This window comes from Enterococcus sp. DIV0800, from assembly GCF_050559735.1.
Taxonomy (GTDB): Bacteria; Bacillota; Bacilli; order Lactobacillales; family Enterococcaceae; genus Enterococcus_A; species Enterococcus_A devriesei.
The window spans coordinates 1,597,878-1,621,259 of record NZ_CP187898.1 but is presented as its reverse complement, the minus strand read 5'-3'; the positions used below and the strand labels follow the sequence as shown (position 1 = coordinate 1,621,259).

The following is a 23,382-nucleotide window of genomic DNA, read 5'->3' as shown; positions in this document are numbered from 1 at the left end:
TGTCTATTTCATTAAAAAGAATTTGCTGTTTAAGGTATGTTTCTATCAAACTTGACTAAACTTTAAATAATTTATTTTTTCAGCTAAGCTGTTTTTTAATTTTGCGACTGGGAAAAGAATTTGTTGCTTTTCATAATAAATCTTTAATCTTGATTGTGAAACACACGTTATATTTTTATACTATTTGTGCAGGTGATGAAATAGGGGTGAAAAAAATGACGTTTAAGTACTGAGTGTGATTGAAAAAAATACTTAGAGTTTCTAAGCAAGCAAAGCGTATATTTTTTTCAGCATCAATGTGAAATAAATCACTTGCATAAAATGAAAGCGTTAACTGCGGATTTGCTAAATTTTGAAACTCAAATTGAGAGATCGGTGATCTTTTTTAAACAATTTGAATGGAGTGATTAGGTGTTATTAGCAGTTTCTTTTCTTATCGTAGTAGCTTCACTAGCTGGACTGATTTATTTAAAAAGAAAGAAATGGTCCTTTTCGAAACGAGTTGTTCTTGCCATGGCTGTGGGAATTATTTTAGGGTTGATCTTTAACCAAATGTTATCAAATGACCAAGGCGCTGTCTTATCGGATTGGATCGGCATCATCGGTAGCGTTTATGTAAAATTACTGCAGATGATTGCGATTCCATTAATTTTTGTCTGTGTCTTATTAGCTTTTACCAAAATTGAAATAAAAACGAATGTCTTGAAAGTCGGGATGACGATCATCGGTACATTAATCGTCACTGCCGGGATTGCCGGAATGGTCGGAATTATAACCGGATATTTTTCGAATATCGATGGAAATTCATTTAATATTTCTCAAACTGCTTTGCATTCTGCCAATGAGATTCAGAAAAGTTATGTTTCTGGTGGTGAGCAAACATTGACAATGCCGCAAAAGATCATTGCGATCTTCCCATCAAATCCCTTTTTTGATTTAACGGGACAGCGGCCGAGCGCTACGTTAGGGGTAGTCATTTTTGCTTTCTTTTTAGGGGTTGCCTATCTGAAGATTAAAGATAAAAAAGTGAAAGAAGCCAAGCTCTTTAAAGACATCCTAGATAGTGCGTATGAGATCATTATGTCAGTTGTGCGGCTCTTTATTTCTTATGCTCCTTATGCAGTATTGACGATTATGATCGCAACGATCGTCAATAATGATGTTTCTGCGGTTGTGAAGCTGGCGAAATTCTTTATTGTAGCGTACATCGGATTGTTTGTATTCTTCTTGATTCAATTATTAATTTTAGCAATTTGTGGGTTGCCGCCCGTTAGGTATTTGCAAAAAGCTTTTCCCGTTTTATCATTTGCTTTTATTACAGCTTCTAGCGCTGGATCGATGCCAATGAATATTGAGATGCAGGATGACTTACAGATTCCTCGCAGCGTTTCTAGTTTAGCCGCGTCTTTTGCAACTTCAATGGGAATGAATGGCTGTGCCGGTGTTTATCCAGGGATTATCATTGCGATTGTTGCGATGACGCAGAATATTAATCCACTGACACCGCAGTTTTTACTGTATGCTGGTTTTATCATTGCTATGACTTCGTTTGGAATTGCTGGAACAGGTGGTGGTGGAACAGTGGCGACGATTATTTCTTTATCAGCATTAGGATTGCCTGTCGGACTAGTGGGTGTATTTATTGCAGTTGAGCCGTTGATTGATATGGGTCGGACAGCGATTAACTTAAATGGTGGCGTCGTAGCCAGTGCTGTGACTTGTAAAATTAATCGGATTCGACTGTCGCAAGTAAAATAGAAATTCTCGCTTCCTCATTTTCATGGGGAAGTTTTTTTTATACAACATGTTTGAGATAAAAGCTTGCTAGTTTGTAAATATTCAGTTATCATGAATAAAAATAAACGATTAACGGATTCGTACGGATGATTATTCAAAAACTGGAGGAGTTTAGATGGAAAATATTTTTCATGGGAAAAGTTTTTTAAAGGAAATTGATTTTACGAAAGAAGAGCTGCTGTATTTAATTGATTTTGCGGCGCATTTAAAAGAATTAAAGCAAAAAAATATTTCTCATCGCTATTTAGCAGGCAAGAACATCGCCTTGCTATTTGAAAAAACATCGACCCGAACACGAGCGGCGTTTACAACTGCGGCGATCGACCTAGGGGCTCATCCAGAATATTTAGGAAAGAATGATATTCAGCTAGGTAAAAAAGAATCCGTAGAAGACACGGCGAAAGTTTTAGGTAGTATGTTTGATGGGATCGAGTATCGTGGCTTCTCGCAAAAAGCCGTCGAAGCATTAGCCGAATTTTCTGGTGTGCCGGTCTGGAATGGATTAACGGATGAATGGCATCCTACTCAAATGTTGGCGGATTTCTTAACCATCAAAGAACATTTTGGCAAACTCGAAGGATTAACGTTAGCGTATGTCGGCGATGGCCGCAACAATGTAGCCAATTCTTTACTGATTACAAGCGCGATTCTAGGCGTCAATATTTCGATTGTCACGCCAGAAAAACTTTTTCCAGAGGAATCGTTGATTGACTTAGCAAATAAATACGCAAAGCAGTCACAAGCTAAAATTTTAGTGACAGCGGATATTGACCAAGGTGTCGCCGGAGCGGATATTATTTATACGGACGTATGGGTGTCAATGGGAGAAGAAGCCGCCTTTAAGGAAAGAATTGATTTGTTGCTTCCTTATCAAGTCAACCAAGCGCTGATGGCAAAAACAAAAAATGCGGACACGATCTTTTTACATTGCTTGCCAGCCTTTCACGACTTAGCAACCGAGGTAGGCGAGGAAATCAAAGAAAAATATGGCTTAGCTGAAATGGAAGTAACCGATGAAGTCTTTCGCGGAAAACAAGCATTGCAATTCCAGCAGGCGGAGAACCGGATGCATACGATTAAAGCCATGATGGCCGCAACGCTAGGTGATCTCTTTATTCCAAAAGTATAAAAATTGCTGCTTGGACTAGTCAGATGAAGAATTTTCTGGTAGTATGGTGCCAGAATATTTATTTCATCAATGATAAAGAGAAATCTATGGTCTGTTTTTTAGCGAGTTCGGGCAGGTGGGAGCCGAATAAACAAAAGTAGATGGCGCACTTTTGAGGTGAAACGGCAGCTACCGTTATAGCCTGAGTGGGTCGTTTTTTACGACAAAAAGAGTGGTACCGCGGGAAATCTCGTCTCTGATGTTTTTAAACATCAGAGACTTTTTTTGCGAGTTTTTCTTCCCGCTTTAGCGGGTTAGAAAAAGCGTATGCGTAGGAGGATGGAATCATTTTTCTGCATTTTAGAAAAATGGTACCATGGAGACGAGTTAGCGGTCAGTTCTGCTTTTTCTTGCAGTGGGAGATAATCGAAATGAAATAGGAGGAATTTGGATGAATAATCAAGAAATCGTGGCACAAGCAGTTTTTGAAGTGGTCAAAGAAAATTTAACGTTGCCGGAAGTGGAGCGTTTACTAGAAAAACCGAAATCTGTGGATCATGGTGACGTGGCTTTTCCTACCTTCGCGTTGGCGAAAGTTTTTCGCAAAGCACCGCAACAAATCGCGGCGGAGTTAGCAGAAAAAATCAATCCTGATGCTTTTGAAAAAATCGAGGTTGTAGGTCCGTATTTGAATTTCTTTATGAAAAAAGAAGTTATTTCTAGTATGGTCTTGAAGCAAATAGCGAAAGAAGCGAGTCAGTTTGGTAATAGCAATATTGGTAATGAAGGTAACGTAACGATTGATATGTCTTCACCAAACATCGCGAAGCCGATCTCAATGGGACATTTGCGTTCAACAGTCATCGGTAATTCCATCAGCCTGATTTTAAGTAAGATCGGCTATCAGCCAATCAAGATCAATCACTTAGGCGATTGGGGCACTCAATTCGGGAAATTGATCGTGGCGTACAAAAAATGGGGTTCAGAAGAAAAAGTCAAAGCGGAGCCAATCAATGAATTGTTACGTCTTTACGTGGAATTCCATGAAAAAGCCGAAGAAGAGCCTGAATTAAATGACGAAGCGCGGGCTTGGTTCAAGAAGCTAGAAGAAGATGACGAGGAAGCACTAGAATTATGGAAATGGTTCCGCAGCGAATCATTAAAAGAATTCAACAAAATTTACAGTATGCTAGAAGTTGAATTTGATTCTTATAACGGCGAAGCCTTTTACAACGACAAGATGGATGAAGTGGTAACAATGTTGGAAGAAAAACATTTGTTGCAAACCAGTGAGGGTGCGGAGATCGTTAACCTTGATAAATACGACTTGAATCCAGCCTTGATTAAAAAATCGGATGGCGCTACTTTATATATTACCCGAGACTTATCCGCAGCACTTTTCCGGAAACGTGAGTACAACTTTGTTAAGTCACTTTACGTTGTTGGGAATGAACAAAGTGGACACTTTAAACAATTAAAGGCTGTCTTGAAGGAAATGGACTTTGATTGGTCAGATGAAATGGTGCATGTTCCTTTTGGTTTGATCACGAAGGATGGAAAAAAATTATCGACGCGTAAAGGGAAGATCGTTTTATTAGAAGAAGTATTAAATGAAGCGAAAGACTTAGCTTTCAAACAAATCGAAGAAAAAAATCCTGATTTACCGAATAAAGAAGAAGTGGCGCATCAAGTCGGTGTTGGCGCGGTAATCTTCCATGACCTGAAGAATGATCGCCTGAATAATTTTGACTTTAATTTAGAAGAAGTCGTACGTTTTGAAGGGGAAACGGGGCCGTATGTTCAATATACTCACGCTCGGGCGATGTCAATTTTGGAGAAAGCTGCCTTCACCGTTGATCCAGAAGCAGTCTATGCCTTAAACGATGCCGATAGCTGGGAAATCATCAAGCTGTTACAAAGCTATCCAGAAATTGTGATGCAGGCGGCAGATCAATATGAACCATCTGTAATCGCAAAGCATTCGATCAGAGTAGCCCAAGCCTTCAACAAATACTACGCTCATACAAAAGTGTTGGTTGACGATGAAGAAAAGGACGCGCGTCTAGCTTTAGTCCATGCGGTCACTGTCATTTTGAAAGAAGATTTACGTCTACTAGGCGTTCACGCACCAAATAAAATGTAAAAAATGAGACTCAGATAAGGTTAAAACTTGTCTGAGTCTTTTTTTAATAAATCCGCACTCTCAAAACCAGTATGGTATACTTTCTACGGCACGATGTGTCAAGACACATACGAAGGAGCGATATCATGAAAAAAATATTTTTAGGATTGGGTTGTTTAGGTTTAATCGGATTATTAGCAGGTTGTGGGCAAAGTCAGGCGGAGAAAAAGGCTGCAGAAAATCCGCACAAGTTGGCGTTGATTTTAGGCTTCGGCGGTGTCGATGATCGTTCGTTCAATCAAGCGGGCTGGGAAGGTCTTGAAAAGTGGGGGAAAGACAAAGGGTTAACAGCAAAGAAGGATTTCACCTACTTAGAGACAAATGATCCTCAAGAAAATAGTACAAACATCAGTCAAGCTGTTGAAAATGGATTTACGACGGTTATTAGTTTAAGTTATCTACAAGCAGATGCAATCAAAGAAGCGGCGGAACAGCATCCAAAATTAAATTTTGCTTTAATCGATGGTGATCTTACCGGGATAGAAAATGTCGTTTCAGCGACATTCAAAGATCAAGAAAGCGCCTATCTTGCTGGAATAGCTGCTGCTTACAGCACGAAACAAAATCACGTCGGTTTTATTGGGGGAATGGAAGGCCCTGTGATCCAACGTTTTCAAAGTGGTTTCGAAGCTGGGGTAAAAGCTGCTGGAAAACAGTTAGGAAAAGAAATCAAAATCGAAGTGCAATATGCAGCCTCTTATGATGCACCAGACAAAGGGAAGGCGATTGCTGCATCGATGTATAAAGAGGGAGCAGACATTCTTTACCAAGCAGCTGGAAGTACCGGTGCCGGGGTCTTCCAAGAAGCGAAAGCACAAAATGAGAATAATCCTAGTCGAAAAGTTTGGGTGATTGGTGTAGATAGAGATCAAACCGACGAAGGTGATTATCAAATGGCTGATGGAAAAACAGGAAACTTCACATTGACCTCCACTAAGAAAAATGTTGGTGCGGCCGTAACCGAAATTGCAGATGCGGCTTATAAAAACAAATTTCCTGGTGGGAAGCATTTAGAATTTGGCTTAAAAGAAGGCGGGGTTGATTTAACCAAAGGTCAACTATCGAAAGCGGCTGAAAAAGCAATCGCAACTGCGAAAGAACAAATCAATGCGGGAAAGCTGACTGTTCCGGAAGAATAAAAAAAGCAGCAGAGGCTCGTTAAGCGTTCTGCTGCTTTTTTTGATAGTTGGCGATCCTAAGAAGAGGGCTATTTTAGAAAATAGAAGAGCTGGTTGGGTCTGCTAAAAAAGCCGCGACTTTTTGCGCGTCTTCTGGTGCTCTTGAAATGATAATGATTGTATCAAAGCTCGCCATTGTAGCCACAATCAAATGACTGGAAAGATCATCTAACACAGAGGCTAATAAATGCGCGTTATCAGGTAGTGTGTTGACGATTGTCATAAACTGGATTGGTTCGATTTTAACGATGACTTCCCCGGTCATGCGAATCAAGCGTTTGATATCGTCATCTTCAGTCGGTGCTGTATGCTCTTGAAATAATTCAAAGCGGGGTTTGCCGGTGTCATCAATCGTTTTAACGATCTTTAAGTCGCGAATGTCTCGTGAGATTGTCGCTTGTGTCGCTGAAACCTCATGACTTTTTAAATGGTCCATCAATTCGTTTTGATTGCGAATCGGATTTTCAGAAATGATTTGTTTGATTAATTCGTGGCGGTCTTTTTTTCGCATAAGAAAACTCCTTAATTGTCGTAGTAAATGGTAAATCCCTCTGCTAGTCAAATAAGCAAGGGCAAGAGAATAATAATTATGCACTCAGTATAGCAGAAAAAGTTTTTTTAAACAGTATCCCTTAATAATTATTAATCCACCAAAAGTGAAATAAAAAAGATTGATTTATCAAAAGGCTTCTTGTATAATTACTAATTGTGTGTAGGAGACTGCTCACAAAAAAATCCACATTCTGACTTGATTCGTAAGGCGGTGCTGCTTGTCAGTTCCTTATGAAGAAGAGAGCAGAAGAGGAAAACAAAAAACCAATTGGAGGAAACACAAATGTCAGTATTGTCTATGAAACAATTACTAGAAGCCGGCGTACACTTTGGTCACCAAACTCGTCGCTGGAACCCAAAAATGAAGAAATATATCTTCACAGAAAGAAACGGCATCTACATCATTGACTTGCAAAAAACAGTCAAATTAGTAGACGCAGCTTACGATTACATGAAAAATGTTGCTGAAGACGGCGGCGTTGCTTTATTCGTAGGTACTAAAAAACAAGCACAAGATGCTATCAAAGAAGAAGCGATCCGCGCTGGTCAATACTATGTAAACCACCGTTGGTTAGGCGGAACTTTGACTAACTGGGATACAATCCAAAAACGTATCGCTCGTTTGAAATCAATCAACGCTATGGAAGCAGACGGTACTTTCGAAGTATTGCCTAAAAAAGAAGTTGTTGGTTTGAACAAAGAACGCGAACGTCTTGAAAAATTCTTAGGCGGTATTGCTGATATGCCTCGCATCCCTGATGTTATGTATATCGTTGACCCTCGTAAAGAACGTATTGCTGTTCAAGAAGCACAAAAATTGAACATTCCAATCGTTGCTATGGTTGATACAAACTGCGATCCAGATGAAATCGACGTAGTTATCCCTTCAAATGATGACGCTATTCGCGCCGTGAAATTGATCACTGCTAAAATGGCTGACGCATTCATCGAAGGAAACCAAGGTGAAGATCAAGTAGCAGAAGCAGACTTCGCAACTGAAGAAGGCGGACAAGCAACTTCAATCGAAGAAATCGTTGATGTAGTAGAAGGCGACAACGCTTCTACAGAATCAGCTGAATAATTTCGTAGCATATGCTGCTTCAAAGTAAATAACTACCTTTGAAGCAGCTTTTTTAGAAAAATTAAGGAGGCCGTTAAAATGGCAGATGTAACAGCTAAATTAGTAAAAGAATTACGCGACATGACTGGCGTAGGAATGATGGATGCAAAACGTGCGTTAGTAGAAGTAGAAGGCGACATTGAAAAAGCTGTCGATCTTTTACGTGAAAAAGGGATGGCTAAAGCAGCTAAGAAAAATGACCGGATCGCTGCTGAAGGTTTAGCTTCAGTTGCAGTTAAAGGAAACACTGCTGCAATCGTTGAAGTAAACTCAGAAACAGACTTCGTTTCTAAAAACGAAATGTTCCAAGACCTAGTTAAAGAAATCGCAGAATTAGTTGCTGAACACAAACCAGCTGACATGGATGCTGCAATGAAATTAACAAACGCTAAAGGTGAAACGTTAGAAGCTGCTTTAATCGAAGCAACCCAAGTAATTGGTGAACGTATCAACTTCCGTCGTTTTGAAGTTGTTGAAAAAGACGACAACGCTGCTTTTGGCGGCTACTTACACATGGGCGGACGTATCGCTGTTTTAGCTTTATTAAACGGCACAACTGACGAATCAGTTGCCAAAGATGTTGCAATGCATGTTGCGGCAATCAACCCTCGTTATGTGAACGAAAGCCAAATCCCTGAATCAGAATTAGAACATGAAAAAAATGTTTTAACTGAACAAGCGTTAAATGAAGGCAAACCAGCGAATATCGTTGAAAAAATGGTTATCGGCCGTTTGAACAAATTCAAAGCCGAAATCGCTTTGGTTGACCAACCATTCGTTAAAGATCCTGATATGACTGTTGAAAAATATGTATCTTCTAAAGGTGCGACAGTTGTCAGCTTCGTTCGTTTCGAAGTCGGCGAAGGTATCGAAAAACGCGAAGATAACTTTGTTGAAGAAGTCATGAGCCAAATCAAAAAATAATTCTGTTTAATAGACAGTTGGGAACGCACGAAAAATGTGCGCTCCCTTTTTTTAAGCAAATTCAAATTTGAGTGGCGTCAGAAGCAGAGTATGCTAAAATATCAATAGAGTGACAGTGGAGGTATTGAAATGGATGAACCAAAATATAAACGCGTAGTATTGAAACTTAGTGGAGAAGCCTTAGCAGGTGATGAAAAGTTCGGTATTAATCCACCAGTAATCAAAGATATTGTAGAAGAAATCAAAGAAGTTCATGATTTAGGAATTGAAATGGCAATCATTGTCGGTGGCGGAAATATCTGGCGTGGACAAATTGGTGCTCAAATGGGCATGGAACGTGCGCAAGCCGATTATATGGGCATGCTGGCAACTGTGATGAATGCTTTAGCTTTGCAAGATGCGTTAGAAAATATTGATGTACCAACTCGTGTTCAAACATCAATTGAAATGCGTCAAATTGCTGAGCCTTATATTCGTCGGAAAGCAGAACGTCACCTTGAAAAAGGTCGGATCGTGATTTTTGCTGGGGGAACAGGAAATCCTTATTTCTCAACTGACACAACGGCGGCATTAAGAGCGGCAGAAGTCAATGCGGACGTGATCTTAATGGCGAAAAATAATGTCGATGGGGTTTATTCAGCGGATCCTAAACTTGATGAAAATGCCGTGAAGTATGAAGAGTTGACCCACTTGGATGTCATTGCTAAAGGTCTTCAAGTGATGGATTCAACCGCAAGCTCATTAAGTATGGATAATGATATTCCACTTGTTGTCTTTAATTTAAATGAACCAGGAAATATTAAACGCGTTGTACTCGGTGAAAACATCGGGACGACTGTAAGGGGGAAATAATATGGCAGATGCAGTAATGAATGAAGCAAGAGATAAAATGAAGAAGGCGCAAGAAGCCTTGCAACGTCAATTAGGCCAAATTCGCGCAGGTCGTGCGAACGCAAGTCTATTAGACCGCATCACTGTGGACTACTATGGCGTCCCAACACCAGTGAATCAAATGGCGTCAATCACGATTCCAGAAGCACGTGTATTGATGGTAACGCCTTTTGATAAAAATATGATCGGTGATGTTGAAAAAGCGATTCAAGCAAGTGACATCGGTTTAAATCCAGCAAACGACGGTAATGTGATTCGTCTAGTGATTCCACAATTGACGGAAGAACGCCGGAAAGAATTAGCTAAAGAAGTAAAGAAAGAAGCAGAAGGCGCGAAAATTGCTGTTCGTAATATTCGCCGTGATGCGATGGACGACTACAAAAAACAACAAAAAAATGGCGATTTGACCGAAGATGATTTACGTGATGTAGAAAAAGATATTCAAACCTTAACAGATGAGAATATCAAAGCCATTGACGAAATCATTAGCGAAAAAGAAAAAGAATTATTAGAAGTATAATTCAATGACTGGTGTACGAGTCTCGTACGCCAGTTTTTTTGTCGTATTCTAATTTTTTTAATTAAATTGGAGCAGCTTTCGAAAAACCGAAATTCTTAAAAGTAGTTTCGCCAATGTTTGAAATTATTTAAATACTATGAATATTCGTAGGCAAGCATTTAGATTATTGCTATAATGGCTGTTGAATCTAATTGCTTGTTTACTTTCTGAAAAAAATAATAAATCGCTTGCGAAATAATCCAGAGTCTAAAAAATATTTTTTCAGCTATGAAAAATGAATCCCTAAATACGAACTAGGATGTCAGTTCCGCTATTCCCAGTTTTATTGGACAGCTGGACAAATGAATTGTTGATCTTAAAAAGCACAAACAGTTTAGCAGAATGATATACGTGGTGAGAATCAAACTCATTTTTCGCACGATGAAGAATGAATCCATAAATACGAGCTAGGATGTCAGTTCCGCTGTTCCCAGTTTTATTGGACAGATCGCAAATGAATTGTTGATCTTAAAAAGTACGAACAGTTTAGCAGAATGATATACGTGGTGAGAATCAAACTCATTTTTCGCATTATGAAAAATGAATCCATAAATACGAGCTAGGAGTGAAAACATGGTCTTACGTTTTTTTCCACAAAAAGAAAAATATACACCTGAAGAATCAGACTTTGTATTTGATCCAGAGGGTGCTATTCCAAAACACATTGCGATCATTATGGACGGTAACGGGCGCTGGGCACAAAATCGTCGTCTACCGCGCATTGCCGGTCATAAAGAGGGTATGGAAACGGTCAAAAAAATTACGAAGGAAGCCAATCGCCTCGGGGTAAAAGTTCTGACTCTCTATGCTTTTTCAACAGAGAATTGGAAGCGGCCCGACGATGAAGTCAAATTTCTGATGCAGCTACCGGTTGATTTTTTTGATACTTTCGTCCCTGAATTGATTGAAGAAAATGTTCAAGTCCACGTGATGGGCTACGAAGAGTATTTGCCGTCCCATACACAGGATGCGGTAAAGCGAGCAATTGAACAGACTGCTGACAATGATGGCTTAATTTTAAATTTCGCCCTCAACTATGGCAGTCGAGCAGAGATCATCTCAGCTATGAAACAGATGGCGCAAGAAGTGAAGGATGACCAATTAGCCATCGATGCAATCGACGATACCGTCATGGGAGATCATTTAATGACGGGCTTTTTGCCCTACGACCTACGGGATCCAGAGTTAGTAGTGCGTACTAGTGGGGAAGAACGGATCAGCAATTTTTTACTATGGCAATTAGCTTATAGTGAACTATATTTTACCAAAGCGTTATGGCCTGATTTTGATGGAGACCATTTGAAAACAGCGATTGCTTCTTTCCAAAATCGTAACCGTCGTTTTGGCGGCTTGAATAAAGATACCAGCGCTACTTAAAGATTTATTTACGGTAGTGGCATGAAAAATCAGCAACTGAATTAGGAGGAAAAAAAGTGAGACAGCGAGTAATTACTGCTGTCGTTGCCTTAGTGATTTTTATCCCTATTTTGTACGTTGGGGGAATCGCGGTAGAAATAGCAGCGGCAGTATTAGCAGGAATTGGTGTGTACGAATTATTTCGTATGAAGGGCTTGGCGATTTTAAGTTTTGAAGGGGTGCTTTCGATATTGGGCGCCGTTTTTCTTGTTTTGCCAGCGGAACGTTGGATGCCTTTTTTAAGTGGCAACAATAATAATTTCCTATTATTTTATTTGACAGTAATGATCATTTTAGGTTTTTCAGTCGTTTCAAAAAATACCTATACGATTGATGAAGCAGGGTTTCCTGTCATATCTAGCTTGTATGTTGGCGTCGGCTTTCAAAATTTAGTGACGGCTCGTGATAGCGGCTTAGCTATTTTGCTATTTGCCTTTTTTGTTGTTTGGGCGACTGATATTGGCGCGTATATGGTTGGACGGCAAATCGGTAAGCGGAAGCTTTGGCCTGAGATTTCACCAAATAAAACGATCGAGGGTGCGCTTGGAGGAATCGCTAGTGCGGTTGTTGTAGCGGTCATTTTCTTTTTAGTCCAACCGCAAGTATTCCAACATAATTTAGTGACGATGATCATTTTTACGATTGTATTTTCAATCGTTGGTCAATTTGGCGATTTAGTGGAATCAGCAATCAAACGTCACTATGATGTGAAAGATTCAGGAAATATTTTACCAGGGCATGGCGGCATCCTAGATCGTTTCGACAGTATGCTGTTTGTCTTTCCAATGATGCATTTATTGGGTGTCTTCTAAACAATGAATCAACTGTTTTTAACCAAATTTCATTCTAACTAAAGGGGTGCGCTTCGGCGTTGCCCTTTTTTTGTCATCTTTTTTTTAAAATAAAGGATAGATTAGTGTGTTAGTAGTCGCCTGTTCGTTTTCCAGAAAGATAACTCCTTTTAAATTCTCAACTTCACGAATGAACTTTAGCTAAAACATGCTAAGTGAAATTCGTGAAGTTTTTTATGTTACTAGATGTTTTATTTTCTAATCGAATAAAAACATAAAAATTTGTATACTTTCTAAAAAAAATCCTATTTTTTTTCCAAAGATCAATCGCTATACTGATGATAAATAAAGCGTTTACAAAAACGCTGGAAGGAAGGATTAATACATGAAGAAATGGCAAGGATTTTTAACAGTAACAATGGCACTTGGGTTAACAGTTTCGTTGGCAGCGTGTGGTGGAGGGGATGGCGACAAAGCGACTGATGCTTCAAAAGGCAGCAGTGGTGATACTACGAATGTTGTAAATAAGGACAAACCACTTGTATGGTTCAATCGCCAACCATCCAACTCGTCAACTGGAGAACTAGATAAAGCAGCGTTGAGTTTTAATGATAATACTTATTACGTAGGCTTTGATGCAAAACAAGGTGGCGAAGTTCAAGGTACGATGATCAAAGATTATATTGAAAAAAATATCGATACGATCGATCGCAATGGAGATGGCACTATCGGGTATGTGCTGGCTATTGGTGATGTAGGTCATAATGATTCAATCGCTCGGACACGTGGAGTACGTGAAGCGTTAGGCACAGGTGTTAAGGAAGATGGCGGAATCGACAGTAAGCCAGTTGGAACCAATACTGAAGGGAAATCTAAAGCAGTCAAAGATGGCGAAATTGAAGTAAAAGGAAAGAAATATAAGATTCGGGAATTGGCTTCTCAAGAGATGAAAAATAATTCCGGAGCCACATGGGATGCAGCGACTGCAGGAAATGCAATCGGTACTTGGTCATCTTCTTTTGACAAACAAATCGATGTAATTGCTTCAAACAATGATGGAATGGGCATGTCTATTTTCAATGCATGGTCTCAAGAAAACAAAGTTCCAACATTCGGCTATGACGCGAACAGCGATGCAGTTTCAGCAATTAAAGAAGGCTATGGTGGTACTGTCAGCCAGCGTGCGGATGTTCAAGCATACTTGACCTTACGAGTATTACGGAACTCGCTAGACGGCGTTGATATAGATACTGGTATTGGTAAAGCGGATGATGCTGGAAACAAATTAGGTTCTGACGTTTACAAGTATGATAAAGACGAACGCTCTTATTATGCGATGAATGTAGCTGTAACAGGAGATAATTATAATGATTTCACTGATTCTACAAAGATTGACAAAGCAGTCTCTAACCAATTAGGCAAAGAAAATTCTCCAGAAAAGAAAGTTTGGTTGGACATCTACAACTCTGCCGATAACTTCTTAGGTTCTACCTACAAACCATTATTAGAAAAATACGATAAGCTATTGAATTTGAATGTGGAATATATCGCGGGTGATGGACAAACGGAATCTAATATTACTAACCGCTTGGGGAACCCTAACGAATACGATGCTTTTGCCATTAACATGGTTAAAACAGATAATGGCGCTTCTTACACTTCTATTCTAAATCAATAAACGTAAGGTTCTTGACTGAGACTGCAATAGTTTTGCAGTCTCAGGTTTGAAAATCTGAGCAATGAAGGAAGCCTTTCGAGGAAATAAGCGCAATATTGGCCTGCTTCGATACATATTTCTAATATTCCGCTTGTTTGCCTCGTTTGTTTATATGCAGATAAAACTTGTTTTTTCAAGAAATGTTTAACTATTTGAAAATGCAAACGCTTTGAACTCGAGGCTAACCCTAACGGCATTGTTGAACTAGTTTTTAGAAATTATTAGTATGTGAATCCCCAAAGAGGACCAATAAATTTTCGCTGTCTACGATTATTGAACAAGCAGTTAATTTTTTGATGTTTATTTATAAAGATAGATACAGGAGTATAAATTATGACAGAAAAAAAAGAGGATACTATTTTATCCATACGAGGTATGAGTAAGTCTTTCGGTCGTAACCGTGTACTGGATCGCATCAATTTGGATGTTGGACGAGGAACAGTTATGGGGCTGATGGGTGAAAATGGCGCTGGAAAATCCACGATGATGAAATGCCTTTTCGGAGCCTATCAAAAAGATGAAGGAACCGTGTATTTGGATGGTAAAGAGGTTAGCTTTAGCGGACCTAAAGACGCTTTAGAAAATGGAATTGCGATGGTCCATCAGGAATTGAACCAAGCATTAGAAAGAAACGTTGTTGATAACCTCTTTTTAGGCCGTTATCCGACGAATTCCTTAGGATTAATCGACGAAAAACGGATGCGAAAAGAAGCATCTGAGCTTTTTAGAAAATTAGGTATCACAGTAAATCTAACACAGCCAATGCGAATGATGTCCGTTTCTCAAAGACAGATGTGTGAGATCGCAAAAGCCATTTCTTACAATGCTAAGGTAATTGTTTTGGATGAACCGACGTCTTCCTTAATGTCACAAGAGGTTGACAAGCTATTTGAAATGATGCGCCGATTAAGAGACGATGGAATTTCTTTGATCTATATTTCTCACAAGATGGATGAGATTTTTGAAATATGTGATGAAGTATCCGTTTTGCGTGATGGAAAGTTAGTCACCACAAAAGCAACAAATGAAACTAACATGAATGAATTGATCACAGCGATGGTGGGACGTTCATTGGATAATCGTTTCCCGCCAGTTGATAACGCACCAGGTGAAACGATTTTATCGATTCAACATCTATCTACTAGATTTACACCCCAGCTACAGGATGTCACTTTTGACGTTGGCCGTGGTGAGATTTTCGGACTATATGGTCTAGTAGGAGCGGGTCGTACAGAATTATTGGAAACGATCTTTGGAATTCGCACGAGGGCTGCTGGTCGAGTGTACTTTAATAAAAAATTGATGAATTTCGGTAGTTCTAAACAAGCGATGGATCAGGGTTTTGCTTTGATCACTGAAGAACGCAAAGCCAGCGGTATTTTTGATAAAGGAAATCTTATCTTCAATACTACTATTGCGAATTTACCAGAATATAAATCAAGAGTGGCGCTTTCCGAGTCCAAGATGGAGAAAGCAACAGTGAAAGAAATCAAATTAATGCGTACCAAAGCAATGAGCCCGAATGATTCGATCGCCAGCTTATCAGGTGGAAACCAGCAAAAAGTTGTTTTTGGTAAATGGTTAGAACGTAATCCACATGTCTTTTTGATGGATGAACCGACGCGAGGCATCGATGTAGGTGCTAAATACGAAATTTATGAGTTGATCATCAAAATGGCAAAAGAAGGAAAGACCATTATCGTTGTTTCCTCGGAAATGCCTGAAATATTAGGAATTACTAACCGGATCGGAGTCATGTCAAACGGTCGTCTTTCCGGGATTGTCAATACTGCTGAAACGAACCAAGAAGAATTGATGCGACTCAGCTCAAAATATCTATAGTAAAGGGGTTTAAAGGAAACATGGCAACTACAAAAAATCTATTATCTGCCGAAGAAGAATTAAAATTGCGGCAGCCGATCGATGAATATGTCGGCAGTATCCAAAAACAAGTTGATTCCCTAAGAGAAGAAGGAACAGATCAAGTCCTTTCGCTACTTAGTTTGATTGAAAGCACAAAACGTGACCGCAGTCTTTCAAAGGATGAAAAAGAAGAAAAAATCACTGCTTTGAATAAAGACCTTGAAGTAGCAAAGAAGATTGAAGAACAGAATAAGGATCAAGTTGCGGCGCTGGTCAATAAGGCTGAGGCATACATCAAAGAGCATTTTGATAAAGACTATTTTCAATATGTGAAGAAAAGTGCTGAAGAAGAGAAGATACTCGCAAAAGAAAATTATCAAATCAGACTACATGAAATGTCAAAAGAACGTCAACAGGCATTGGCTAAATTATCTGATAGTCAGGAAATCAAAGAAGAAAAATATGTATATAAGAATAAGCTATTCGATGTCAAAATGGACTATTTAGCTGAGAAACAGCGGATCAAAGATCGTATGCACGAAGCCTTCAATCATAAATTTCATTTGTTAGATATGCTTCGAATGTCCAAATTCAAATTGGCGGAAACAATTGAGCAGCATTGGGAAAATTACAAATATACGTTCAATCGTCGAGACTTTTTATTAAAAAATGGTTTGTACATTGCAATCATTATTGTCTTTCTTATTTTAGCTATCATTACTCCGGCTGTAAAAGGAGCTCCGTTATTGACCTACAATAATGTGTTGAATATTTTACAACAAGCTTCTCCACAGATGTTTCTTGCTTTAGGAGTTGCTGGCTTGATCCTTTTGACAGGTACTGACCTTTCGATCGGACGGATGATGGGGATGGGGATGACAGCTTCCACCATCATCATGCACCAAGGAGTCAATACTGGGGGGGTCTTTGGTCATATCTTTGATTTCACCAAAATGTCTTTAGGCGCACGATTAGCTTTAGCATTAGTCGCTTGTATTGTTTTATGTACATTTTTCACAACTATCGCCGGCTTCTTTACAGCGAAGTTTCTAATGCATCCATTCATTTCTACGATGGCCAATACACTGATTATTTTCGGGTTGGTTACTTACGCAACAAAGGGTGTTTCCTTTGGTGCTATTGAACCGGCTATTCCCAATATGATTATTCCGAAAGTGAATGGATTTCCAACGATCATTCTTTGGGCTTTAGCAGCGATTGTGATTGTATGGTTTATCTGGAATAAAACTACCTTTGGTAAAAATCTCTATGCAGTTGGTGGAAATCCTGAAGCAGCAGCAGTATCAGGTATTTCCGTTTTCACTGTAACCATTTGCGCCTTCATTTTGGCAGGGGTCTTGTATGGTTTTGGTTCTTGGTTAGAATGTGCACGGATGGTCGGTTCGGGCTCAGCAGCATATGGTCAGGGTTGGGAAATGAATGCAATTGCGGCCTGTGTTGTGGGGGGCGTTTCCTTCACTGGTGGGATCGGTAAGATTTCTGGTGTAGTTGTCGGGGTTGTAATCTTTACTGCTTTGACATACGCATTGACAATTTTGGGTATCGATACTAACTTACAGTTCGTCTTCTCAGGAATCATCATTTTAGTTGCGGTGACGCTTGACTGTTTGAAATATGTACAGAAAAAATAAGACTCTCTAAGTTAATACTGAAGAGGATTGCATTCAAATGTCAAAGTTTATTTTGACTTACGGATGCAGTCTTTTTTAGGTATAATGACTCTTGGGAAAGCGGAAACAAAATATTTTTGAACGTGCGAATAATAACTTCATATGAAATGACAATAATGGCGAAAAGCTGAAGAAATTCGTTTCGTTTTGCTTAATGATTTATGCAAAGGAATTTCTGGGAGGAATAAAAATGTTAAATGTATTACTAGTGGATGATGAGGAAGAAATAAGAGAAGGAATGGCTCGAAGAATTCCTTGGCAGCAACTAGGCTTTTTTAAGCCAATCACTGCAGAAAATGGAATTGAGGCTCTAGAATTAGCCGAAAAACTAAGGCCGGATATTATCATTACAGATATCCAGATGCCTTTCATGGACGGTTTGGAATTTATCGAGCAAGCGACTAAATTGCTTCCGGCTTCGAAATTTTTAGTTTTTTCAGGCTACGATCATTTTGAGTACGCCCAAAAGGCAGTATCTCTTAAAGTCGATAAATATCTTCTTAAACCTTTTTCCGCAGATGATTTAGCAAAAGTTTTGTGTGAAATTAAGGAAAAAATGCAAGAAGAAAAAGCGGAACGATTGAATACTCAACGACTGCAAAAGCGCTTTGAAGAAAATATTTCCATTTTTCGTGATAATTTTTTTATCAGCTGTCTGAACGGATTGAATGAAACAGAACGAGTACTTCAGCAGCAAAGAGATTTTAATCTTCCTGAAAAGATTTCTTGCCGATTAGTTCTGTTTGAATTTCGTGGCAATTATGAATTGACAGAAGCAAGCGACCGTCCGTTTTTGTCTTTAGCAGTTAAAGATATCGCAATTGAACAAATTCGTGTTTTTGAAGAACCGCTCGTATTTTCTTATGGAGAGAATCTAGTGTGGTTGCCGATTTCTGTGACTGATGAACAAATCACTCAAATTACAAATGAGATATGCGCGACGATAACTAGCTTAGGTTCTCTGATTCTAGCGGGGATTAGTAAACGTCATTTAGCATTGATTGAATTAAAAAATGCCTACATAGAAGCACAATCAGCCCTGGATTTTAGCAGTCATCTTGACCAGCGAACGACCTTTGCAATGATTGCGGACGACATTCCTCATCACGGCAGTTCGATTTCACTGAATGCTAGTGATGTTGAGGTTAGACGATTGGTAAATGTCTTAAAGTATGGAGACGTTGAAAAAATTAGTATGTGTGCCAAAGAATTGTTTCAGCAGGCACAAAAACAAAATTTAAATCGTTTTGAGTACACGGCTTTTTTATCAGAATGGGTCGGAGTGTTAAGTAGAAATTGTTTATTGAATGAAACAAGTGAAGGAGAGACGATGATTTTTCGTTTGTCGCGGGAAATGGAATCAAAAGTTGGTCTGCCTTTTGAGGAAGGGTGTCGTTGGTTTATTGATTGTTGTTGCCAAGTTAGTAAGATCTTACAAAAGGATATCCACCAGTCCTCAAAAGGTCAAATCATGCAGGGGTTACATTATATCGCCGAAAATTTCAATGATCCTGATTTGACAGCGGATTCACTTAGTCATTATTTGCACTTAAATCCAGCATATTTCTCAGTCTTATTCAAAAAGCACACTGGGAAAACCTTTGTTAGCTATTTGACCGAGAAGCGCGTTAAAGAAGCGAAAGAGCTATTAGAAAATAGCGACGACAAAACGTATATCATAGCAGAAAAAGTAGGTTATACGGAGTCTAATTATTTTAGCTATGTTTTTAAAAAAGCGACTGGGCACTCGCCGACACGTTATCGGAAACTCTATACTAGTGAGGAGTCACTATGATGGAAAAACTGCAACAGATGATAAAAAAATTTAGTGATGCTATTTATAGAAAGGGCTTACAATTTACGTTGCTAATCTCATTTTCACTTGTTGCGGTCGTAATGATTTTGATTGTGACTTTTGTCTATTCAAAAAGACTTTCTGTTGCGCATGAAGAAATGCTGGAAGCTAATAATTCTTCAGTGATTGAGCAGGTCGCATTTGGTTTTGACCAATCGATTCAGAATATGATGCAGGCTACGAATGTCAGCTATTATGATATTTTAAAGGATGCTGATCTGGATGTTGACAAGGATCGAGTGTCAGAAGAGCTTAGTTTTCTTTTGCGCTCCCATGATCCGCAAATCAGCAGTATTGCAGTTTTTGATAGTCATGGGGAACCACTAGTTGTGGTTCCTGCAGATCGTCCTTTTCGAAAAGGCATTTCTGTAAAAAAAGAGAAGTGGTATTTAAGCGCGATGGCGCAAATAGAAAATATTCATATCTCGGCGCCATATGTCGATAATCTGTTTAAATCAAACGGTTATGATTATCCCAGAGTCATTACCTTTAGCCGAAACGTCGAAATTAACCGTGGCGGGTTGATCTATCAAGGTGTGTTAATGATTAATATGAATTTTGATGCTGCGGAAAGAATTTTGACCCAATCCGATAATAGTATGGGCAGTTTCTTTCTGACCCAGTCTTCAGGTAATGTGATCTATCATCCACAGCAGATTTTGTTGGATCAAAAATTATTAGTATTACCCAACCAGATTAAAAACAAGAGTCAAGATGGTGTTTATCGAGATGATAGTCAAAAAGATTCTCAAATTGTGACAATCAAGACGATGGGATATACGGGTTGGAAGCTCGTTCGCGTAGAACCAATCAGCGAAACAATCCCCAAACTCACAGATAATCGTGTCGTCATTTGGGGGCTGGCGTTAATCGCTTGTTTATCTTTGCTGATTATCAATCTAGTCATATCATCTAGAATCACCACTCCTTTGAAAAATCTAGAAAAAGCGGTGACCCAGATCGAAGAAAATCTGGATGACCTAACAATTCCGGAAGAAGGAACCTTCGAAATTCAACATTTGTCCCATGCATTAATGACGATGACGGATACCATGAAGCGTTTAATGAAAGATATTGTAGTTCAGCAGGAGAAGATTCGAGAAAATGAATTGTCTGTTCTGCAAGCTCAGATTAATCCGCACTTTTTATACAACACCTTGGATTCTACTGTTTGGATGATTGAAAGTGGACGTTATGATGGGGCAATTCAGATGATTACAGCTCTGGCGAAACTGTTTCGTCTTAGTCTTAGTAAAGGGAAAAAGATAATTACAATCGGTGAAGAACTTGAACATGTTCGAAATTATCTAATGATTCAAGAAAATCGTTATAAAAATAAATTTGTTTGGACAATTCTTGTTGAAGAAGAATTGAAAGACCACCCTTGTTTAAAATTGATTGTTCAACCAATTGTAGAAAATGCGATTTATCATGGGATGGATTATATCTATGAGGATGGAGAAATCAATATTCGGGCTTACCGAATTCCAGAGGGGATCAACATTGATGTTGAAGATAATGGACCAGGTATGACGGAAGAACAAGTGAAAGCGATTATAAAAGGTGAAGTCAAATTTAAAAAAGGATCTGGTGTTGGTTTCCGTAACGTAGCTGAACGAATCAAACTTCATTATGGCCCTAAATTTGGTCTCACTGTGATTAGTGAACCAGATGAGGGGACTATCGTTAGGATCTTGATTCCTTTTGAGGAGGCGGAGGCACAAAATGGTAAATAAAAGAGGGCGTGTGTTTTTGATTATCAGCTCCATCTTTTTGGTTTTATCGGGTTGGTTTTATTTTGGTAGTCCCACTAATGACAAAAATCCGCAAATTGAAGTATTGATTGCTGCCGAAGAGAACAAGTGGCAGCTAGATAGACTGAAGGCTGGGCTGGAACAAGCGGCTAAAGAGCTTGATAGTGAGGTTATTTATACAGAAGTATCTAGAAGTGAGTATCGCCGTCAACAAGAAGAAGTCTCGGCAAGAACAGACGATATGTATAAAGGCATTCTATATGGAGGCCCCGTTGATCGTAAATTAGTCGAAAAAAACCAAGAAATAGTTAATTTAGAAGCGGCGGATTTTCAGTACAAAATGAATGAAAAAGAAAAGATCGTTAGTGCAGATTATCAAAGAGGAGCCACACTTGGAAAATATTTAAGTAGACAGCTTTCCACCACTAGTCAGGTTGTCTATTGGCAAGACAAGAGTTGCGCCGATCCTGAAGGAAGAATCGCTGGTTTAGAACGACACTTGAAAAGCAAGCAGCAAGTCGATTGTGTTTCTGGAAAAGTTGAAACTCTAATTCAACGTTTAAACAGTTACTCAAATGGAAAGAATGTCAGCCTGGTAATGGATACTCCTCAGCAGTTGACGGATTATTTAGGGTCCTCTAAACATGATGAGAGTAAGAATTATTTGCGGGGGTATCTACTAGAATTTTCTGACAAGATATTGGCCGCTATCGATGACGGAGATATTTTGGCTGCCGTTTTTCAAGATGATTATTCCCGTGGATATCAAAGTATTTACCAACTGATTGATTCAGATCAAAAGAAGAAGCAAAAAAATTTGGGAGATCGAGTCATCGATAAACAAAATTTATTTTCTCAAGATTTGGAGCCGTTACTGTTTCCTTACAATGAATGAAAAAGGTGAGTTGAATGAAAAAGTTGAGTTTCAGAATAGCATTGCTTTTCTTTGCTCTGTCTTTTCTCTTTTTAGGACTGGGTTTGAAAAATTATTATCAAAAGCAGCAAAAGGAACAGGTTTTTAAGATTGGAGTCCTCCTGTATCGTGGAGATGATGAATTTATATCTACAGTTGCAGATTCTTTGGAAAAAAAGAAAGCAGAATTTAAAGAAAAATATGGTCAAGAAATGGTTATTACTTTCAGGGATGCAAAGCAAAACCAATCTGTACAAAACCAGCAGGTAGATTATATCTTACAAAATGACTATGACGCATTGGTTGTAAATACAGTTGATCGTACTGTAGCTTCAGGAATCATTGAAAAAGCTAAACAAGCGTCCGTACCAGTCATTTTCTTTAACAGAGAGCCAGTGGAAAAAGACCTTGAACGTTGGGACAAAGCTTTCTATGTTGGAAGCAGTGCACGCGAATCTGGTGAACTGGAAGCTCAGATCGTTGTAGACCATTGGAAAAAGAATCCACAAAAGTTAGATCTCAATGGCGATGGGTTCTTACAGTATGTTCTGTTAGAAGGTGAAGAAACGCATCAAGATTCTCTTATCAGGACCGAGTCATCGATTCAATACTTGACGGATGCGGGCATCAAATTGCAACGTTTACATCGCGGAACGGCTGATTGGATGAGACGACCAGCCTATGATCTGATGAAAAATTGGCTGAATGAAGGTGATGACAAAATCGAATTGGTCATCAGTAATAATGATGATATGGCATTAGGCGCGCTAGATGCAGTCAATGATTCAAAAATTAACTATTTGCCGACGATTGTTGGTATTGATGGAACTAAGGCGGCAATTGATGCGGTCAATGCTAAAAAGATGTTGGGAACAGTGATTAACTCGAATGAAGAACAAGCAGAGATGATTATTGATCTAGCCGCAGCCTGTGGAATGAAGCAAAATGTTCGGTCAGCGGTTCCAACAATTAAAGGACAGTACGTTTGGGTACCGTATAAAATTTTTACAAAGTAGTACAGAATGATAAGGATTGTAAACAAGGCGTATTAAGATAAAAAAGGACAGATTA

At 39.0% G+C, this 23,382-nt stretch carries 19 protein-coding genes and 1 other annotated feature; of the genes, 18 read left to right on the top strand and 1 reads right to left on the bottom strand.

Features of this window, described 5'->3' with window-relative positions; genetic code table 11:
- Positions 1-411: 411 nt before the first annotated feature.
- The 4 genes from IGI54_RS07900 (at position 412) to IGI54_RS07885 (ending at position 6,226) form a co-directional block, all read left to right on the top strand.
- Complete coding sequence (locus IGI54_RS07900; RefSeq protein ID WP_430620391.1) at positions 412-1,758, top strand: cation:dicarboxylate symporter family transporter; 1,347 nt, start codon at positions 412-414, stop codon at positions 1,756-1,758.
- 154 nt (positions 1,759-1,912) lie between these two features.
- A complete protein-coding gene (gene argF / locus IGI54_RS07895; protein WP_430620390.1) occupies positions 1,913-2,926 on the top strand; it encodes an ornithine carbamoyltransferase in 1,014 nt (337 codons plus the stop codon).
- 60 nt (positions 2,927-2,986) lie between these two features.
- Positions 2,987-3,166: a binding site (T-box leader), on the top strand.
- Between the two features lie 190 nt (positions 3,167-3,356).
- Positions 3,357-5,048, top strand: a complete 1,692-nt coding sequence (argS, locus tag IGI54_RS07890) for an arginine--tRNA ligase (RefSeq protein ID WP_430620389.1) — start codon at positions 3,357-3,359, stop codon at positions 5,046-5,048.
- Between the two features lie 125 nt (positions 5,049-5,173).
- Positions 5,174-6,226, top strand: coding sequence for a BMP family lipoprotein (locus IGI54_RS07885; RefSeq protein ID WP_430620388.1), 1,053 nt, complete (start codon positions 5,174-5,176; stop codon positions 6,224-6,226).
- A gap of 73 nt (positions 6,227-6,299) precedes the next feature.
- On the opposite strand, the gene IGI54_RS07880 is transcribed toward IGI54_RS07885, so the two are convergent.
- On the bottom strand, positions 6,300-6,776 hold the full coding sequence (locus IGI54_RS07880) for an arginine repressor (protein ID WP_216430672.1): 477 nt from the start codon (positions 6,774-6,776) through the stop codon (positions 6,300-6,302).
- A gap of 324 nt (positions 6,777-7,100) precedes the next feature.
- Here IGI54_RS07880 and rpsB point away from each other — a divergent pair, with 324 nt between their 5' ends.
- The 14 genes from rpsB to IGI54_RS07810 all read left to right on the top strand — a co-directional run bounded on the left by rpsB (position 7,101) and on the right by IGI54_RS07810 (position 23,327).
- The gene (rpsB, locus tag IGI54_RS07875; protein ID WP_071861007.1) at positions 7,101-7,898 is read left to right on the top strand and encodes a 30S ribosomal protein S2; all 798 of its coding nucleotides are present in this window, start codon (positions 7,101-7,103) and stop codon (positions 7,896-7,898) included.
- A 78-nt stretch (positions 7,899-7,976) separates the two neighbouring features.
- Positions 7,977-8,861, top strand: coding sequence for a translation elongation factor Ts (gene tsf / locus IGI54_RS07870; RefSeq protein WP_071861008.1), 885 nt, complete (start codon positions 7,977-7,979; stop codon positions 8,859-8,861).
- 129 nt (positions 8,862-8,990) lie between these two features.
- Complete coding sequence (pyrH, locus tag IGI54_RS07865) at positions 8,991-9,713, top strand: UMP kinase (RefSeq protein WP_071861009.1); 723 nt, start codon at positions 8,991-8,993, stop codon at positions 9,711-9,713.
- A gap of 1 nt (position 9,714) precedes the next feature.
- Positions 9,715-10,272: a ribosome recycling factor gene (gene frr, locus IGI54_RS07860; protein ID WP_071861010.1), complete on the top strand. Its 558-nt coding sequence runs from the start codon at positions 9,715-9,717 to the stop codon at positions 10,270-10,272.
- 612 nt (positions 10,273-10,884) lie between these two features.
- A complete protein-coding gene (locus IGI54_RS07855) occupies positions 10,885-11,688 on the top strand; it encodes an isoprenyl transferase (protein WP_430620387.1) in 804 nt (267 codons plus the stop codon).
- 56 nt (positions 11,689-11,744) lie between these two features.
- On the top strand, positions 11,745-12,539 hold the full coding sequence (locus IGI54_RS07850; RefSeq protein WP_430620386.1) for a phosphatidate cytidylyltransferase: 795 nt from the start codon (positions 11,745-11,747) through the stop codon (positions 12,537-12,539).
- 364 nt (positions 12,540-12,903) lie between these two features.
- Positions 12,904-14,196 carry a substrate-binding domain-containing protein gene (locus IGI54_RS07845; RefSeq protein ID WP_430620385.1) on the top strand — a complete coding sequence of 431 codons (1,293 nt, stop codon included), beginning with the start codon at positions 12,904-12,906 and terminating at the stop codon, positions 14,194-14,196.
- 372 nt (positions 14,197-14,568) lie between these two features.
- Positions 14,569-16,077, top strand: coding sequence for a sugar ABC transporter ATP-binding protein (locus tag IGI54_RS07840; RefSeq protein WP_430620384.1), 1,509 nt, complete (start codon positions 14,569-14,571; stop codon positions 16,075-16,077).
- Positions 16,078-16,097: 20 nt separating this feature from the next.
- Positions 16,098-17,750, top strand: a complete 1,653-nt coding sequence (locus IGI54_RS07835; RefSeq protein ID WP_071861015.1) for a galactose/methyl galactoside ABC transporter permease MglC — start codon at positions 16,098-16,100, stop codon at positions 17,748-17,750.
- 229 nt (positions 17,751-17,979) lie between these two features.
- Complete coding sequence (locus tag IGI54_RS07830; RefSeq protein WP_311900029.1) at positions 17,980-19,584, top strand: response regulator transcription factor; 1,605 nt, start codon at positions 17,980-17,982, stop codon at positions 19,582-19,584.
- Positions 19,584-21,380: a sensor histidine kinase gene (locus IGI54_RS07825; protein ID WP_430620383.1), complete on the top strand. Its 1,797-nt coding sequence runs from the start codon at positions 19,584-19,586 to the stop codon at positions 21,378-21,380. The genes IGI54_RS07830 and IGI54_RS07825 overlap by 1 nt, the downstream gene beginning before the upstream one ends.
- A complete protein-coding gene (locus IGI54_RS07820) occupies positions 21,370-22,293 on the top strand; it encodes a hypothetical protein (RefSeq protein ID WP_430620382.1) in 924 nt (307 codons plus the stop codon). The genes IGI54_RS07825 and IGI54_RS07820 overlap by 11 nt, the downstream gene beginning before the upstream one ends.
- Positions 22,286-22,420 (top strand): hypothetical protein, encoded by a 135-nt coding sequence (locus IGI54_RS07815; protein WP_379971628.1) that lies wholly within the window; start codon positions 22,286-22,288, stop codon positions 22,418-22,420. Before IGI54_RS07820 ends, IGI54_RS07815 begins: the two co-directional genes overlap by 8 nt.
- Positions 22,377-23,327 carry a galactose ABC transporter substrate-binding protein gene (locus tag IGI54_RS07810; RefSeq protein ID WP_430621488.1) on the top strand — a complete coding sequence of 317 codons (951 nt, stop codon included), beginning with the start codon at positions 22,377-22,379 and terminating at the stop codon, positions 23,325-23,327. Before IGI54_RS07815 ends, IGI54_RS07810 begins: the two co-directional genes overlap by 44 nt.
- Positions 23,328-23,382 lie beyond the last annotated feature (55 nt).